This window comes from Flavobacteriales bacterium (assembly GCA_020435415.1).
In the GTDB taxonomy this organism is placed as follows: Bacteria; Bacteroidota; Bacteroidia; order JACJYZ01; family JACJYZ01; genus JACJYZ01.
The window spans coordinates 1-16,573 of the sequence record JAGQZQ010000071.1 but is presented as its reverse complement, the minus strand read 5'-3'; the positions used below and the strand labels follow the sequence as shown (position 1 = coordinate 16,573).

The 16,573-nt window shown below is 48.1% G+C and carries 10 protein-coding genes and 1 pseudogene; 7 read left to right on the top strand and 4 right to left on the bottom strand.

Annotated features, from left to right (window positions below; all coding sequences use genetic code 11):
* The 5 genes from KDD36_11230 to KDD36_11210 form a co-directional block, all read left to right on the top strand.
* On the top strand, positions 1 to 5,173 hold a 5,173-nt coding region (locus KDD36_11230), incomplete at its 5' end, for a PKD domain-containing protein (GenBank protein ID MCB0397220.1).
* A 127-nt stretch (positions 5,174 to 5,300) separates the two neighbouring features.
* Positions 5,301 to 5,738 carry a lipocalin family protein gene (locus tag KDD36_11225; protein ID MCB0397219.1) on the top strand — a complete coding sequence of 146 codons (438 nt, stop codon included), beginning with the start codon at positions 5,301 to 5,303 and terminating at the stop codon, positions 5,736 to 5,738.
* Between the two features lie 346 nt (positions 5,739 to 6,084).
* Positions 6,085 to 8,163, top strand: coding sequence for a histidine kinase (locus tag KDD36_11220; GenBank protein MCB0397218.1), 2,079 nt, complete (start codon positions 6,085 to 6,087; stop codon positions 8,161 to 8,163).
* The gene (locus tag KDD36_11215; protein ID MCB0397217.1) at positions 8,150 to 8,905 is read left to right on the top strand and encodes a response regulator transcription factor; all 756 of its coding nucleotides are present in this window, start codon (positions 8,150 to 8,152) and stop codon (positions 8,903 to 8,905) included. The genes KDD36_11220 and KDD36_11215 overlap by 14 nt, the downstream gene beginning before the upstream one ends.
* A 138-nt stretch (positions 8,906 to 9,043) precedes the next feature.
* Positions 9,044 to 10,951, top strand: a complete 1,908-nt coding sequence (locus KDD36_11210; GenBank protein ID MCB0397216.1) for a thiol protease/hemagglutinin PrtT — start codon at positions 9,044 to 9,046, stop codon at positions 10,949 to 10,951.
* Positions 10,952 to 11,012: 61 nt separating this feature from the next.
* On the opposite strand, the gene KDD36_11205 is transcribed toward KDD36_11210, so the two are convergent.
* The 3 genes from KDD36_11205 to KDD36_11195 are packed head-to-tail and all read right to left on the bottom strand — an operon-like array spanning position 11,013 to position 14,370.
* A complete protein-coding gene (locus KDD36_11205) occupies positions 11,013 to 12,356 on the bottom strand; it encodes a nodulation protein NfeD (protein MCB0397215.1) in 1,344 nt (447 codons plus the stop codon).
* 59 nt (positions 12,357 to 12,415) lie between these two features.
* Positions 12,416 to 13,207 carry an inositol monophosphatase gene (locus KDD36_11200; protein ID MCB0397214.1) on the bottom strand — a complete coding sequence of 264 codons (792 nt, stop codon included), beginning with the start codon at positions 13,205 to 13,207 and terminating at the stop codon, positions 12,416 to 12,418.
* Positions 13,204 to 14,370: a prolipoprotein diacylglyceryl transferase gene (locus KDD36_11195; protein MCB0397213.1), complete on the bottom strand. Its 1,167-nt coding sequence runs from the start codon at positions 14,368 to 14,370 to the stop codon at positions 13,204 to 13,206. The genes KDD36_11200 and KDD36_11195 overlap by 4 nt, the downstream gene beginning before the upstream one ends.
* A 129-nt stretch (positions 14,371 to 14,499) precedes the next feature.
* Between KDD36_11195 and KDD36_11190 the strand changes: the two genes are divergently transcribed.
* Entirely contained in the window at positions 14,500 to 15,015 is a 516-nt protein-coding gene (locus KDD36_11190; protein ID MCB0397212.1) for a ferritin, read from the top strand.
* A 10-nt stretch (positions 15,016 to 15,025) separates the two neighbouring features.
* Positions 15,026 to 15,877, top strand: a complete 852-nt coding sequence (locus tag KDD36_11185) for a hypothetical protein (protein ID MCB0397211.1) — start codon at positions 15,026 to 15,028, stop codon at positions 15,875 to 15,877.
* A 182-nt stretch (positions 15,878 to 16,059) separates the two neighbouring features.
* Here the strand turns inward: KDD36_11185 and KDD36_11180 are convergent.
* Positions 16,060 to 16,167, bottom strand: a pseudogene (locus tag KDD36_11180) (MGMT family protein).
* Positions 16,168 to 16,573 lie beyond the last annotated feature (406 nt).

The following is a 16,573-nucleotide window of genomic DNA, read 5'->3' as shown; positions in this document are numbered from 1 at the left end:
TGGGTGCGACACGCTCCTGGTCACATTCACAAACACGAGTGGGACGGGTGTTTATTACAACTGGGAGTTTGATGATGGGGAGTCGTACTTCGGAACAGATACAACACATTTATTTGACAGGCCAGGTGAGTACCGGGTGCAAATGCATGCATTTGATGGTAGTTTCGGGTATGTAGGGAGTTTCGAACAGACCATTATTGTAGAGGGTTTGGATGGGATAGGAGGAAGCACGGATAGCATTTGTCCGGGGGATTATCTTTATTTCTGGTACAACGGTGCGGGTAATTCTTTTTCATGGGATTTTGGAGATGGACAGACGTCAAACCAGGAGAACCCAAACCACATGTTCAGTGATACCGGAACCTATATGGTTACGCTTGTATTGGGTTATACCTGCGGTTCGGATACGGACACAACTTATATTAGGGTAGACAGTCTGGCCACGCCCAATGCGCAATTCTGGGTGAATGGCGATTCCATCTGTCCGGGTGACAAGATGCGTTTCAGGGCCAACTACTATTCAGAAACCGCTCAATATTTATGGGATTTCGGAGATGGAAGCACGTCCAACCAAAGAGAACCTATGCATGGCTTCCCGGGAGTTGGTGATTTTGCCGTGAGTCTGTCCATCACGAATCCATGTGGAAATACCGGAATGTATACTGATACTGTAAAAGTTAGGCAGGGTATAGGCTTTGGTTTTGTGGGAGGGCAGGTGATGGCAGGTTGTCCGGGTGATCAGACGATGATCCGGTTTTTCAGTGACGGCGATTTATCCTTTCCGATGTATATATGGAATACAGGTGACGGAATGATTGATACCACCGATTCACCGGAGTTTATGCATGTTTATGCGGATACCGGGAATTACAACGTGATGGTTACCGCCATCAATGGCTGCGGAGCGGATACCACCTTGTATTTGAATGCTGACATAAGGAATGACATCTTTCCGGACCTGAACAGTTGTGGCGGACCATGCTTCGGATTGCCGGATGAAGGTTCGGTCTATTGTCCCGGTGATGATGTTGTGCTTTATTTTGCCGGTGAATATGCCTCCAATATCTGGCATTTCGGTGACGGTGACTCGGGTGTGGCCACGCAGGTTATCAACGTTGGTGGTGGTGATGGTGGGCCACAGCAGGTGACCATCATCCGTCACGCATTTCCGGATACCGGAAGTTACTGGGCCAGGTTAACCGTAACCAATGCCTGTGGCAACAGCTCTACAGATTCTGTAGAGGTTGTGATTACCGGTGGAAATGGTCTGGATGCTCAGATATTTATACCCAACCCACCACATGGTTCTAACTATTATGCTTGCGAAGAGGTGTCTTTCCTCGTTGTTGGTGGCTCATCGTTCGACTGGGATTTTGGTGACGGGAACACCATACTTGGTGGAAGTCCGGATGAGAAACATATTTATGATACGCCCGGCAATTATAATGTGACGGTGATTGCCATGAATGGGTGTGGTGAAATAGATACCACAACCACTGCACTAACCATCGGTTCCATCATGACCAGTCTGACCGATACCACTCCTACCTGTTATGGTGGAAATGACGGCGTACTGCACCTTGATGTGATGGGCGTCGCGCCTTTCATGTTTATGTGGAACAACGGAGCAACCACGAAGGATCTGGTTGGTATCCCAACCGGCACATACAGTGTAACTGTAACTGATGCCAACGGATGTTCGGTGATGGACTCAAAGTTCGTCAATCAACCGGATCAAATGGACCCGAATGAGACGATCACTCCTTCCACCTGCGGGAATGCTGATGGTTCCATCGCACTGAATCCGAATGATGTGGTTCCACCGGTTACTTATATGTGGGATGATGTGAACTCGCAAACCAGTGCAACTGCTACGGGCCTGTCAGCCGGGAACTATTCCGTGACCCTGACCGACTCAAGGGGATGTATGATCAACGAAACCTTCTCGGTGGGTGATGTTACCGCACCATCTGTTTCCGTAAGTAAGACCAATCCGGACTGCCCGGGCGGAAATGATGGAATGGCGATCGTTGTCGCATCAGGTGGTGTACCACCATACTCTTATGTGTGGGATGATCCCCAGGCAACAATTACAGATACCTTGAAAAATGTTCCTGCTGGAAATTACTGTGTGGTGGTGATTGATCAGAATCTTTGTCTGGCCACCGCATGTGTAACCATTACCAATCCTACACCTATTCTCATTACCGCAACTGCAATCAATTCAACCTGCAACGGAGCCAATAATGGTTCATTGGATGCAGATGCATCAGGTGGAACATCTCCATACACTTATATATGGGACAACGGTATCACAACTGATACCGCAACGGCGTTACCGCCCGGACCTCATACTGTTACGGTAACAGATGCAAATGGCTGCACGGCCATGAAAACTTTCAACACCGGGGAACCGGCCAAGTTGAAGGCCACAATGAATCCCCACGATGTTTCTTGTAATGGCGGTAGCAACGGAACCGTTGACCTGAACCCAATGGGTGGTGTTAAACCATATACTTACAGTTGGAGTAACAGCGCAACCACCCAGGATATCGGTGGACTGTCGCCTATGAAGTACTACGTGACGCTGACTGATGCCAATGGATGTATGGTTGTGGATTCAGCGGAGGTGAAAGATCCTCCCGTTCTCGGCACCACTGGAACACCGATGGATGCATCGTGTAAGGGAGGAAATGATGGCAGTGTGGACCTGTCAGTAACAGGTGGAACGCCACCGTATCATTATAGCTGGAATAATAGCAGCACCATGCAGGATGCCGTTGGGTTGAGTGCGGGTAATTATATGGTAACCGTAACCGACGCCAACGGTTGCACCGCCACGGATGGTTTTGTGGTTGGAGAACCGAACCAGTTGAACGCCCCTATGGGTGTAACCGATGCCAGCTGTAATGGAGGCAACGACGGCATGGCCAGTGTTTCTCCTACCGGCGGAATGCCCGGTTATACTTACATGTGGTCGAGCGGTCAGACCTCAGCCAGTATCAGTGGTTTGATGGCAGGCAATTATGATGTTACCGTGACTGATTCCAAGGGTTGTACCGCGGTTGGAAATGTGACGGTTGGACAACCATCGGCCGTAACAGTCAGCACCGACTTCCTCAACACTCAGGACGCCACGTGCGGAAACAGTGATGGTATGGCAGGCATTGATGTCTTCGGCGGTAACCCCGGTTATACGTTTGCCTGGAGCAACGGAGCAACAACGGAAGACCTGACCAATATTCCGGCAGGAAGCTATACGGTAACGGTAACGGATGCCAATGGTTGTACGAAAACCTTTTCAACAAATATCAGCAACCTGTCAGCGCCAACTGTAACTGAAAACCTATCGGATCCTACCTGTCATGGTAATAATGACGGGTCCGTTAATATCAGTACTTCCGGTGGTACAACTCCGTATAGCTATTTGTGGAACACCGGCGCCACTACCGAAGATCTCATGGGGGTCACAGCCGGTACATACAACATCACCGTCACGGATAGCACGGGATGTCTGACCATCAAAAGCTATACATTAAATGAGCCGGATGCCGTTGATATCACATTTGCCGTTACCAGTCCAACCTGTCATGGCGATAGTGACGGTGAGATTGATGTGACGGTAAATGGTGGAACACCGGGTTATGTATACCTCTGGGATAACGGTGCTACAACGGAAGACCTGAGTAACCTGAGCAATGGTGTGCATATGCTGACCGTCACTGATCTGAACGGATGTATTGATACGGCATCAATCAATGTTACCGAACCTGCTCAACTGATGGTGAATGCATCCACCACCAATGTAAATTGCAACTCAGGTCAGGATGGTGCCATTGACCTTACGGTATCCGGAGGTACCGTGCCTTATACATTTATGTGGAGCAATGGAGCAACTACGGAAGATGTCGGTGGTCTCATGGCTGGAACTTATAACGTCACAGTCACGGATGCGCATGGCTGTGCGGATTCACTGGCCTATCCGGTAACCGAGCCATCTATACTGGCTCTGGTAACAACCCCGGTGGATGTCAGTTGTGCAGGTGGAAGTGATGGTAGTTTGTCGGTCAGCGCGGCCGGCGGAGTCGCTCCTTACACTTACCTATGGGAGAACGGAGATACCACCACCAACAGAACCGGCCTGAAAGCCGGGAGTTACAGTGTATCGGTCACCGATGCCAATAACTGTGCAGGTGTATTTCCTTTTGCCATTACCGAGCCGGCAGCTATTCTGGCCACAGGAAGTATAACCAATTCCACATGTGGTAACGCGGATGGTGCTGTAGACCTGACGGTTTCCGGTGGTGTGCCGCCATATACCTACCTATGGAGTAATGGTGCCACGACTGAAGATATTACGGGTGTATCCTCCTCTTCATATGCGGTTACGGTGACAGATGCGAATAGCTGTACCAATGTGACCAGTCACAGTGTGAGTGATGCAGGTGGTCCTTCTGTTGCTTCAGCCAATGCCTATCCGTCTTGTAATGGAGACAGCGATGGGGCGATTGATGCGACACCTTCAGGAGGTGCAACACCATACACATTTTTATGGAGCACAGGCGCCACCACTGAGGATCTGACGGGTCTGACATCCGGAAGCTATTCTCTGACTGTGACCGATAACAATGGTTGTAAAGGGGTGTTGAATGTGAACCTGATGGATCCTCCGGCCCTGTACCTGAGCATCAGTGCAACCACCGGACAAAGCTCCGTTGATCTTTATGCCGATGTATTTGGCGGTACACCAGGATACAATTACGTATGGGCACCCGGAGGTGCGACCACCCAGTCCATCAATGTGACCGTGCCTGACAAGTACTTTGTAACGGTGACCGATGCCAACGGATGTACGGAGATGGACTCGCTGGAAGTTATTTCAGTGTTCGCACCTCAGAATGCCGATCCGGTATCAACACTTAACATCTATCCGAATCCATATCGTGGGTATACCAATATCACCTACGAACTTACACAGCGCACCGAGCTGGATGTGATAGTGATGGATATGATGGGAAGGAAGATTGCTTCCCTGGCCAGCGGAATGCAGGATGTGGGAAGATATTCCCATACTTTCAGCGCAGAAGCCTATGACCTTCTGCCGGGAACCTACATGGTGGTTCTTCGATTTGGAAACAACGTGACAACACGCAGAATTATCCAGATGCAGTAGCATTCTTTAATCAATAACAGAAAAGGCCTCTCGGTTTCGGGAGGCCTTTTTTTGTTGCAAAGGATCACTTTTGTTATTCAATCCTTCCAATTTTGTAAATTGACAAGTGAAATCAATCCTGATTAATATGACATCGCTCCGTTTGAGTTTACTTTTCAGTATCGTTCTGATCATTGGTATTCCAAGTGCATGGGGGCAAGGAGACAAGGACGCGACAAAACAGCTTGTTGGCACATGGATGCTCACCAGGCATACTACGGTGATGGACGGACAACTCACGGAACATCTGACCGGAGCACAGGACTATTTTTTCGAGTTCTTCAAGGATGGTACCTATGTGGCGCATTATAACGACAAGGATGAGGGAGATACGAAAAATGAAGGAAAGTGGCGTGTGATTGACAATGGGAAGGCCATCTCATTTTACGATAACAATCCCGAATCTCCCGGGGAGTTTCCGGATTACGAAGTGAACATATTGGGATTGACTGATGAAGAACTGATCATGGAAGAATACCTGTTCGTTGACGACCCGATTGGCAAAAGTTACTACCAAAAGAAATAGGAAGTCTGTTTTGGATTCTATGCCCTGTATATCACACGATATTAACTCAGGGCGGCCTTTGAAAGGATTTTTATAGGCATTGGAAGAAGGCTTGTGGCGGGCTTTTTACAATCGATACATGGATATTACCTCCCGGAAATATCCTAAGAAGAAATTCATACTATATTTGCAGCAACGGGGCATATGGAGGAATTGCTCGTTACTCCCTTTTAAGTGTTTTTCAGGTGGTGAAACATCTTTACCATTTAGGCGTGACAGTGCCAGGAAAAACCTACCCGTGCAGTTGAAGTAATTACACCAAGTACAACTTATGCGCACTACGCTTCTCCTATTATTATTGATGGGCATGTCCACCGTTCGGGCTCAGGATGCCATGCAGCAAGCCTCCATTGATAGTCTAAAGACCGTTCTTTCAGAGGCAGAAGAGGATACGGTGGTGGCGCTTACCATGTACCGAATAGGTAAGCAGTATCGCAGGGTAAATTCCGATACGGCATTTTACTGGCTGGATAAACTGATTCGGTTTGCGGATGAGAAGGATTTGCCGATGTACAAGGCAGAGAGTTTCCTTATCAAGGCGAATATCTACCGTTTTGATAACAATTTTGCCGGATCGATCCAAAGCTACCGGGATGCATTTAATGTCTTTAAGTCATTAAAACTATATGATCGGATGGCTGTGGCCAAGGGGTGTATCATGAAGTGTTTTATTCTGTTGGGTGAGCCCCGGGATTCGATCCAGTTTTATTTTGATGAAGTCATGGCATTGAAAGACTCTGTTCCGCCGGGTACACGTGCTATCGCAGATCCATATGCCGATTATTCCCAATTCCTGAGTGAGCAAGGTGAAGTACATTCCGCATTGTCATATCTTGAAGAGGCGATCAAGATCTATGAAGACAATAAGGATTACAGGAGAATATACTATGCAAAGACGGTCTTTGCCATACAGCTGAAGAGCCAGAAAAACTATCGGACGGCCATTGCCACCATAGAAGAAATTCTGCCGGGCATTCTTGAGTTGGATTCCAAAACGGTTTATTCAAGTGCGTTACCCATACTGGCCGAGTGTTATGTGGCCATCCATGATTATGATAACGCCGAGAAGGCATTCAGAAGGGGGATAAATTTCTGCGAGATGTATAACATCAAGCAAGGTGTGGATGAGATGTATACCGGGCTTGCCGCGATTAAACTTGAGCAGGCACAGGCTGATTCCGCCATATATTTTGCAGAAAAAGCGATCAACTGGTCCGGTCATGATCAGGGTTTCGGTCATTCGGCCAATCTTCAGCTGGCAGGAGCATATACCCTTAAAGGAGATTATCAACGCGCAGAAAAGTATGCCCTTGGTTTCCTGGGAAAACATCGGGAACAGGAAAAGGAATTTATGCTTTCCAATGTTTATATGACCCTGGCATCCCTTTATGAAAAGTGGGGGAAGCATGATAATGCCTGCGTGTATCACCGGTTGTATGAGGGAGCACAGGATAGTTTGTTTAAATTGGAGAATGCAGAAAAGGTGGCTGACCTTGAGGCATGGTATTGGACCACGCAAAAGAAAAATGAGTTGGCCCTCGCCAAAACAAACGAAACGCTCAGGGCAAAGGAAGCCAGGCAGGCGATCCTGAAAAGCCAGCTTTATTCGAGCCAGCGAAACGGCCTTTTGGTATTGATTGCCCTGATTGTATTAACCGGCTTCATGGTCTACAAGCTTATCCTTGAGCGTCGGAGGAACAGACTGAAGAAAAGAATGGCCGACCTGGAACTGATGGCCATCAGGGCACAGATGGATCCTCATTTTATGTTTAATGCATTGTCTGCTATTCAGCTACAGATCAATCGCAATGATATCCGACGTTCCAATGAAGCGCTTGCCAGCTTCGGTAAACTGATGCGACGGATTCTGGAAAATTCCGGAAAGCAAAGCATTTCGCTTCAGGATGAGATTCACACCCTGGAATTGTATATCCAGCTGGAAGCACTCCGCATGCCCTTTGAATATGAGATCAGGATGGATGAAGATGTGGACCCGGAAGAGGTGGAGATCCCTCCGATGATGGTGCAACCTTTTGTAGAGAATGCTATCAAGCACGGGATTGCGGGCCTGGAGTCCGACCGGAAAGTGCACATTGCTTTCGATCTGATCGGTAACAACCTTCATTGTACTGTAAAAGATAATGGCATTGGCAGAGCGGTGTCAGCGGCCCAGAAAAGCAGGCATTCACAACATAACTCAATGGGCATCCGGTTGTCAACAGAACGTCTGGAGCTTTTGAGTCAACGCATGCAGGGAAAGGCTGCTGTGAATATCAAAGATCTGCTAAACCGGGATGGGACCTCTGCCGGTACCCTCGTAGAAATTATTTTCCCCTTGTCTGTTCACCATCAATCAAAGGAAATCAATGAACTTGCCATCTCTTAGAACCGTACTGGTCGACGATGATCCGGGTAACCTGGAGAATCTGAGCATCATGCTCTCTACTTACTGTGCAGGTGTGAATGTAGTTGGTGTAGCGTCTGATATACCTCAGGCTCTGTCTATCATTACCAGGGAAAAACCGGACCTGTTGTTCCTGGATGTAGAACTTAAAGGAAGTACAGGTTTTGACCTGCTGGAGGAATTGGGGCGATATGATTTTCAGGTCATTATTGTCACAGCCTATGACCAATATGCCATTCGTGCATTTCGCTTTGCCGCCATTGATTATCTCCTTAAACCTGTGTCTGTAGATGAACTTCAGAAGGCGGTAAAGCGTGCGTGGGATCGCAGTTCTGCGCCTCAGTCATTCAAGACACTGGAGAATCTGGTTGCTAACATGCGCAGGGATGTTGGTAATCCGCGCATTGGTTTACCTATGAGCACGGCCATCGAATTCATTCCCGTTCACGAGATCACCAGGTGCCTGGGTGAAAGCAGTTATACCACCTTTTACCTAAAGAATGGCGGATCAAAGACCGTTTCGCGAACACTCAAGGAATATGAAGATATGCTGGACGAGCATGGCTTTATGCGCGTGCATAAATCGCATATCGTAAACATGCGTTGTGTGAAATCCTTCGTTCGTTCCGCCGACCCCCACCTGGTCATGGATGATAACAGTGTTATCCCCGTTTCAAGATTAAACAAGTCCAAGGTCATGTCAAAACTGACCGCGCTTTCGTGATCATTCTCCCTCCCAATTAACAGCATTTGGTTTGTCCGGAAATCACCTTGGTTAGGCCGGAAATCATCTTTGTTGTTTTGTGTAATCCAAACCTGTTTTTCCGGAATAGATTTGTGGCCTAAACAACACATTTCTTATATGAAAAGAAACCTATTACCCATCCTGGTTCTTCTGGCTTTGGCCGGAGTGAACCGTGCCGCTGACGTGTCCCCTGAAAAGGCCGGTGTAATGGCATCAGGTGCTTACAATTCCGTCAGGGGTGCTGATCCGACTTACAAGACGTCGTCAGCAAACCTGAAGCTTGCGCATACCGGTTTTGTGCAAACACAGGCGGGACAAAAACCGGCGTATTACGTATTCTCTGAAAGTAATGGAAACGGGTATGTGATTATTGCAGGTGATGATGCGGTTAGCCCGATTCTGGGTTATAGTGTTGAAGGTACATTTGAACCAGACAATCTGCCACCTGCCTATGTATTTCATCTGAACAGGTTGTCTGAACAGATCGCTTATGCAAAGGATCACGGATTGAAGGGAGACGAACAGGTGATGATGGAGTGGAACGGCAATGGAAAGACAGCGGCGGTGACAGCCATCGTGGTTAGTCCGCTGATCAAAACCCGGTGGGGTCAGGGTGACCCGTATAACATGAACTGCCCCGTGGGTACCGTAACAGGATGTGTGGCCACCGGCATGTCTCAGGTGATGTATTACTGGAACTATCCGGCCAACGGACAGGGCTCCAAGACGTACAATTCTCCGGGAGAAGGCACCCAGTCAGCCAATTTTGCTACTACCTACTATGATTGGAATGCCATGACGAAGACCTATAGTAGCTCTTCTTCAACGGCATCCAAGAGAGCAGTGGCATTGCTGATGTATCATTGCGGTGTGAGTGTGAGCATGGACTATGGGCCATCCAGTTCGGCAAAAACCGTCCCTGATGCATTGCAAGGCTACCACAACCATTTCCGCTATCCGGAAGCCTATACCAAAAAAAGATCTTCCTATAGCCTGAGCGGCTGGATCGCCAAATTCAAGGATGAGCTTGATGAAAATGCACCGATCCATATGAGAGGTTCAGGCGGTGGCGGTGGCCATTCATGGATATGCGATGGCTACGACAGTGGAAGCCGTTTTCATATGAACTGGGGTTGGGGTGGAAGTAAAGATGCCTACTTCGTGCTTGATGCACTGGAACCCGGAAACTCTGTATTCAATACAGATGTACAGGCTATCTTCGGTATTCGCAAACCAAATCGGATCATCCTGTCAATCAGCCCTTCCACTTCGGTGTTATGTTCAAAGTCTTCGTTCACGGTAACCGCCAACAATCTTGATCCGAAGATCATTTCAATCACATCGACCGCACCTACCGGATGGACGATGAGCGCACCCATATCAACGGGGGTGAACAAGACGGCCACCTTTTACCCTCCGTCCAACTTTGATCCCAATGCACAGGACTATATCCAGATCAAAGCAGAAGGCAATACAGCTTATGGTGAGAGAACGGTTCCACGGTACCTTAAGATCGGAACAGGGGTGCCAGACTTTACATACAAGAAAAGCTTTCCGGATCCATCTACGGCGGAGTATACCTTTACAGCCTCTCCTGGAGCTAAGTTGAAGTATTCATTCAACAACATCAGCTGGACAACCGCTGGCAACGTATTGACCCTTGAAGCACCTGCCGCAACCAAGAGGAATGTATATGTGAAAGCGTTCAATTCCTGCGGTACCGGACCAGCAAAAACCATCCTCCTTCAGGGACCACCGAAGATCATCGATCTGCAAACGGTGTCTTCCAACGAACAACACATCGGGGAAGCGCTCTTGTATCCCAATCCTGCAAAGGATGTGGTGAGTATTGCCGGTAATGAAATCGCAAAGGAGATTGCCTGCTACAATTCCGTGGGGCAGAAAATGGATGTGCTGACTGAGGGTAATACCTTGAATATCTCTGATCTGCCAACCGGGATATACCTGGTGCAGATCACCTATGCTGATGGAAGCAAATCCATCGGTAGATTCCTGAAACAGTAGCCCTCCAGCTGCTTAAGGAGCTCTTTGGATGCCGGTTCATTTGAGCCGGCACTTTTTTATTCTACCCTGCTAAGCCAACAATCAACTGAGCGGCTTCATAGCGGATAACCACTATCTCGGTTCCTTTTTCAATGTAGCCCGTCTCCGCAAATGCGTCGTATATGTCATCATTGATCTCGACCTTTCCGGAAGGGCGCAGCACCGTTGAGGCAATGCCTTTCTTCCCGATCAGTTGCAGTTCAGTCTTTTCCTTTTCTTCCAGATTGGCCCGATAGCTTCCCGGATCGTTGGTTAATACGAGTTTACGGAACATGCCAAAGCCAAGCAAACGACTGCTGAGGTACAATGAACCTCCTATCGAAAGAAAGAAGGAAATGATCACCAGCGAAAGAGCTTTGATCACATCATTCACTTCGATAAAGGTAAAGTTAAAGCCTATGTTGTTAAGCAAACTCAAAGCCAAGCCCATAACCACCCCTATGATACCCAGGATGCCGGCGACGCCAAACCCGGGGATCACGAATATCTCCAGTAAGAGCAGCACACAGCCTACAACAAACATCAGAATCTCCCAGTTCTCTGCCAGTCCCTGCAGATACAAAGGAGCAAAATACATGATGGCTGCAAGGCACGATGCGATCAGCGGAAATCCTACACCCGGCGTCTGAAGTTCAAAATAAATACCTCCTATGATCACCATGATGAGGATGCTGCTTAGGAAAGGGTTTAGAAAAAAGTCAATGACCTTGTCTATGGCACCCGGATGGAATTTGTGAATGGTGTAATCGGAGATGCCCAGTTTCTCCATCACCTCTTCCACGCTATTTACCTCTCCCTCGCAAAAGCCATGTTCAATGGCTTCTTTTGTGGAGAAGGTAAGTACGTGCAGACTGTCGATCAATCCGGGAATGTACACACTTTCGTCCACCATGGCCTGGGCGATTTGCGGGTCACGGTGCTTTGCTTCGGCTGTGGAGCGCATGGTGGCACGCATGTATGACTGGTACTTATCCGGCATTTTCTCTCCGGATTGATCTACCACCGTTGCTGCACCTATGCTTGCACCGGGCGACATGAAAATGCTATCACATGAAATGGATATTAATGCACCCGCCGATGCTGCGTTGTTGTCTATAAATACATGAACCGGAATTTTAGAACGTAGGATGCGACTACGTATGGAGTCTGCATCTAGTACCATGCCTCCGTATGTGTTCATGTGGATGAGGATGATGTCCGCACCCAGTTTCTCGGCTTCCTCAAAGGCGAGTTTGGTCTGCCGCCACATAGCAGGAGCGATCATTTCCTTGATGTCAAACTGATAAACCAGTTTCGTGGTTTTTTGATCTTGTGCCGATACGGCGATGGCGATAACCATCAATAAGTACAGTATGATCCTTCGCATGTGTTCTCGTTAATGAGTAAAGATACGTAATAGGGTGGTAATAGCGGGCGGGCAGGGGGCTAGTCGAAAAACCGGTTGATCGCTTCTTTCATCTCCGGGTGAATGCCGGTGTTGCTGGCCAGGATCTCCTTTCCAAAAACATAGTCATCATCACCTTTGAAGGTGCTCACCGTGCCGCCTGCCTGTTGCACGATCAATGCGCCTGCGGCAACATCCCAGGGCTGCAGGCCGTATTCATAAAAGGCATCGAATCGTCCGCATGCTACATAGGCCAGGTCAATGGCGGCAGAACCCCATCGGCGGATGCCACGACTTGAGCCCATCAGGTGCCCAAGCAGTTTCAGGTACGCCTCCATCTTTCCATAGTCGTAATACGGAAATCCCGTGGCCAGCAGTGCATCCTGTGTTTTGACTTTATCACTCACCCTGATCTCTTTTCCGTTCAGAACGGCCGGGCCATTTTTGATGGCATGAAAACATTCATTTAGTACCGGTTCATAGATCACACCGGCAACTACCTCCTCTTTGTCCATCAACGCAATGCTTACACAGAAACAGGGCAGTCCATGGATGAAGTTTGTGGTGCCATCCAGCGGATCAATGACCCAGTTGAAGCGTTCTCCCCGGGTGTCTTCCGTGCCTTCTTCTGCTATGAAACCGGCTTCCGGAATGATCTTCCTGAGCCTGTTCACAATCATGGCTTCAGCGGTCTTGTCTGCTTCCGTTACGAAACTATTAAGACTTTTTGTTTCTACGGTGAGCGTATGAACTTCGCGCTGTTTGTTCAAAAGATAAGCGCCGGCTTCTTTTGCCGTATCACAGAGGGGAGCAATGATCTGATCGGGTGTCATTGGTCAGATGTTGAAGAAACAGCGCCGCGTTTTCGGATGAGCCATATACCGGTGATGCCAACGAGTACCAGTGCTGCTGAAATGATCTCAGCCTGGGTAATGGCATGGCCCAAGATATCGTAGGTGGCATTGACGCGGATCTTTTCAATAAAAAAGCGTTCAAGGCCATTCACCACGAGGTATATACAGAACATCATTCCGGGCATCAGAAGTTTTTTTCGGATGCTCCACAAAAAACCAAAAAGGCCAATACCCATTACAGACTCATAAAAGGGTGTTGGGTAGACGGTTTCCGGAAGTACAGCGCAATGTTTGCCTTCGCATCCGGGGATGGGAATCCCGACGCCGTTTACGTTATGCGGGTAGTCGAAGGCCCACATCCATTCCGGGAGAAAAGACATCCAATCGGGCATGGGGTGGGTATTTACAATTCCCCAGTCGCCATCGCCTGCCATCTGGCAACCGATACGGCCCACTCCGTATGCCAGCATCAATGCCGGAGCCGTGGCATCCATCAAACGGAGAAGCGGAATGCCTTTTTTTCTGGCATACCATAGCACACTTGCAGCACCAACGATCAATCCACCGTAAAAGGTAAGTCCGCTGAAAGAGGTAAGGGCGCCTATGGGGTCCCGCATAAAGTCGGTCGTATCTTCCAGGATGTGAAAGATCTTTGCACCTATCAGTCCGCCAGCTGCAGCAATAAGCGTGAGGTTCCCCACCAGGTCATAGGGGTGAATCTCTACATTTCTCCATTCCGGTTTGGCCAGTTTCTCTTTGTCTTTCTCGCGTTTCTTGGACCACGCTGAAAGTGCTGCTCCGAGCAATCCACCCAGCCAGCTACCTTTGGCAGACATGATCACTCCCTGTGGGTCATCCACCAGTTCACCGTAGTGCAGGGCGCCGTATATCAGTTTAAAGCCGATCAGGAACCCAACCACTGCTGCAATGACCAACTCCTGTGTAGAAGCGGGTTTACCGATAAGCATCCTCTCGGTCAGGCTGTTCATCCAGCCCAATCCCTCCATGCGTTTCAACTCCTTGCCCAATACATATGATCCGCACAAAAAGGCGATGGCCACAAAAAAGCCAAATGTCTGGATCGGCAGGGCCAGGTTGAGTCCAAACAGATCGCGTAGTATGTCGGTGACACTCGGGTACATGGTCGGTTCTTTTTGAAGCGCTAAAAGTAGGCATTATTCATTGATCGGGCGCATCAGTATCTGTTACTTATGTTACTTTGAATTCCCGCGGAGAATGATAATTTTGTCTTAAACAAATTCTTAATCTACATGCTTTCTAAAAAAGTTGAAAAAGCGCTGAATGATCAGGTGATCCATGAAGCCGAGGCCGCATTCTTTTATCTTGCCATGGCATCATGGTGTGAGGGTAAGAGCCTTGAAGGATGTTCCGCATTTCTATATCGTCATTTCGAAGAAGAAAAGGACCATATGCTGAAGCTGATCCACTATATCAATGATGCGGGTGGCACGGCGGAGATTCCTGCTGTTAAGCAGATGACCGGCAAATTCACGACCATCAGGAATATTTTCGAAACGGTACTCAAGCATGAGATCGGTGTCACCACTTCCATCAATAAACTGGTGGATCTGTGTCAGAAGGAGGGAGACCACTCGACCTATAACTTCCTGCAATGGTATGTTGCGGAACAACATGAAGAGGAAAAACTTTTCCGCACAGTGCTGGACAAGATCGACATCATCGGAACGGATGCGAAGGGCCTCTATTGGATAGATCAGGAGGTAGGCAAGCTGAACGCTGCTTTGGCTGCTGCTGAAGGAGCCTGATCATCTAACCATGTTGTTGCTGGCGGATAGCGGAGGCACCAAAGCGCAATGGCGTGTGCTGGATGCCGGTCGCGTAGTTTGTGAAGTGATCACGAACGGTATCCATCCCACATTTCAGGATTCGGAAACCATGAAGCAGTTGTTGGTGACGGCGCTGCTTCCGGAGTTGACAAAGATCAGCAAGTCCATCGATAAGGTTGCATTTTATTGCGCCGGATATTCTTCTTCCGAGCGGATGAAGCGGGTGGATGATGCCCTTGCGTCCGTTTTTCCCGAAGCCACGATTTTCGCTTACCACGACCTGTTGGGGGCAGCGCATGCCACTTGTGGGAAGGAAAGCGGAATGGCGGCTATCCTGGGGACAGGTTCCAGTTCATGTTTGTATAACGGAAAGGAGATCATTCATCATGTTCCCTCGCTGGCATTCGCACTTGGAGATGAAGGCAGCGGCGCCGCTATCGGAAAGGAATGGCTCAGAGCATACTTCTATGGCGAAGTTCCCAAAGATCTGGCGACGTCATTTTACACGGAATTTCAACCGGACAAAGATGAGGTGATACGCCGTGTTTACCAGGTACCCATGCCCAATGCATTTCTGGCTTCTTTTTGCCCGTTTCTCTCAGCCAATCTGGATCATTCATTTGTTTCGCATCTTGTCACAGAATGCATGGACGAATTCATTAAGCGCCAGATTATGAAATACGAAGGACACCAGGTCCTGCCTCTGCATTGTGTAGGTTCAGTAGCCTGGTACTTTCGTGATATACTGAAAGTCGCTACAGAAAACCATGGCGTTCATCTGGGAAAAGTGCTTCAAAGTCCGATGGATGGATTGGTGGATTATTGGAAGGATGAAGGATGAAGAATTAAGAATGAAGAATGAGGGGGCTTACGAGGTCCTGGTATGCTTAACAAAACCCCGTAGGGGTGCCATCTTATTAGAACAGTGCTACGTTATACCACTTAGCCCCGTAGGGGTATTATCTTAATAGAACGGTTTTTCGTTATGGTTTGAAGCCCCGTAGGGGTGACATCTCAATAACATCAAAACAACTTTAATTGCTCTTCCATCACCACCCCTTCCAGTTCCAGTAATTTCTTCTTAGCTGGTAAACCACCGGCATAACCGGTGAGTTCGCCGTTGCTGCCGATTTGAAGCAATTAGCAATGTGGTAGATTCACCTGGGTAATTCGCAGATTGTGGTATAAGTATTAATACCTACAAAGCTGACATTAACTTAAAATCTGCTTGCTTTTTAATTTTACTTACATAAATTTAACATATCCTTTGCACTTGCAGGATAATGATCCGGAGGGGTTGGGATAGCTGACTAGAAGCGATCAAGCTTATGTTAGAGTCATAAGACTGACCTTTCAGATAGAACAGGTCTGAAAACAGAAACGACCCGTGAGGGCCGCTTCGAATGTTTCCACAACGGAATAATCCTTATTGTGATTTGCTTCAGATTAGAAAACGAATATAGAAAAAATTAAAACAAAAAAATACGGACAAGAAAGTAAAAAGAGTTTTAGGATTGGATTTGGGAACCAACTCAAT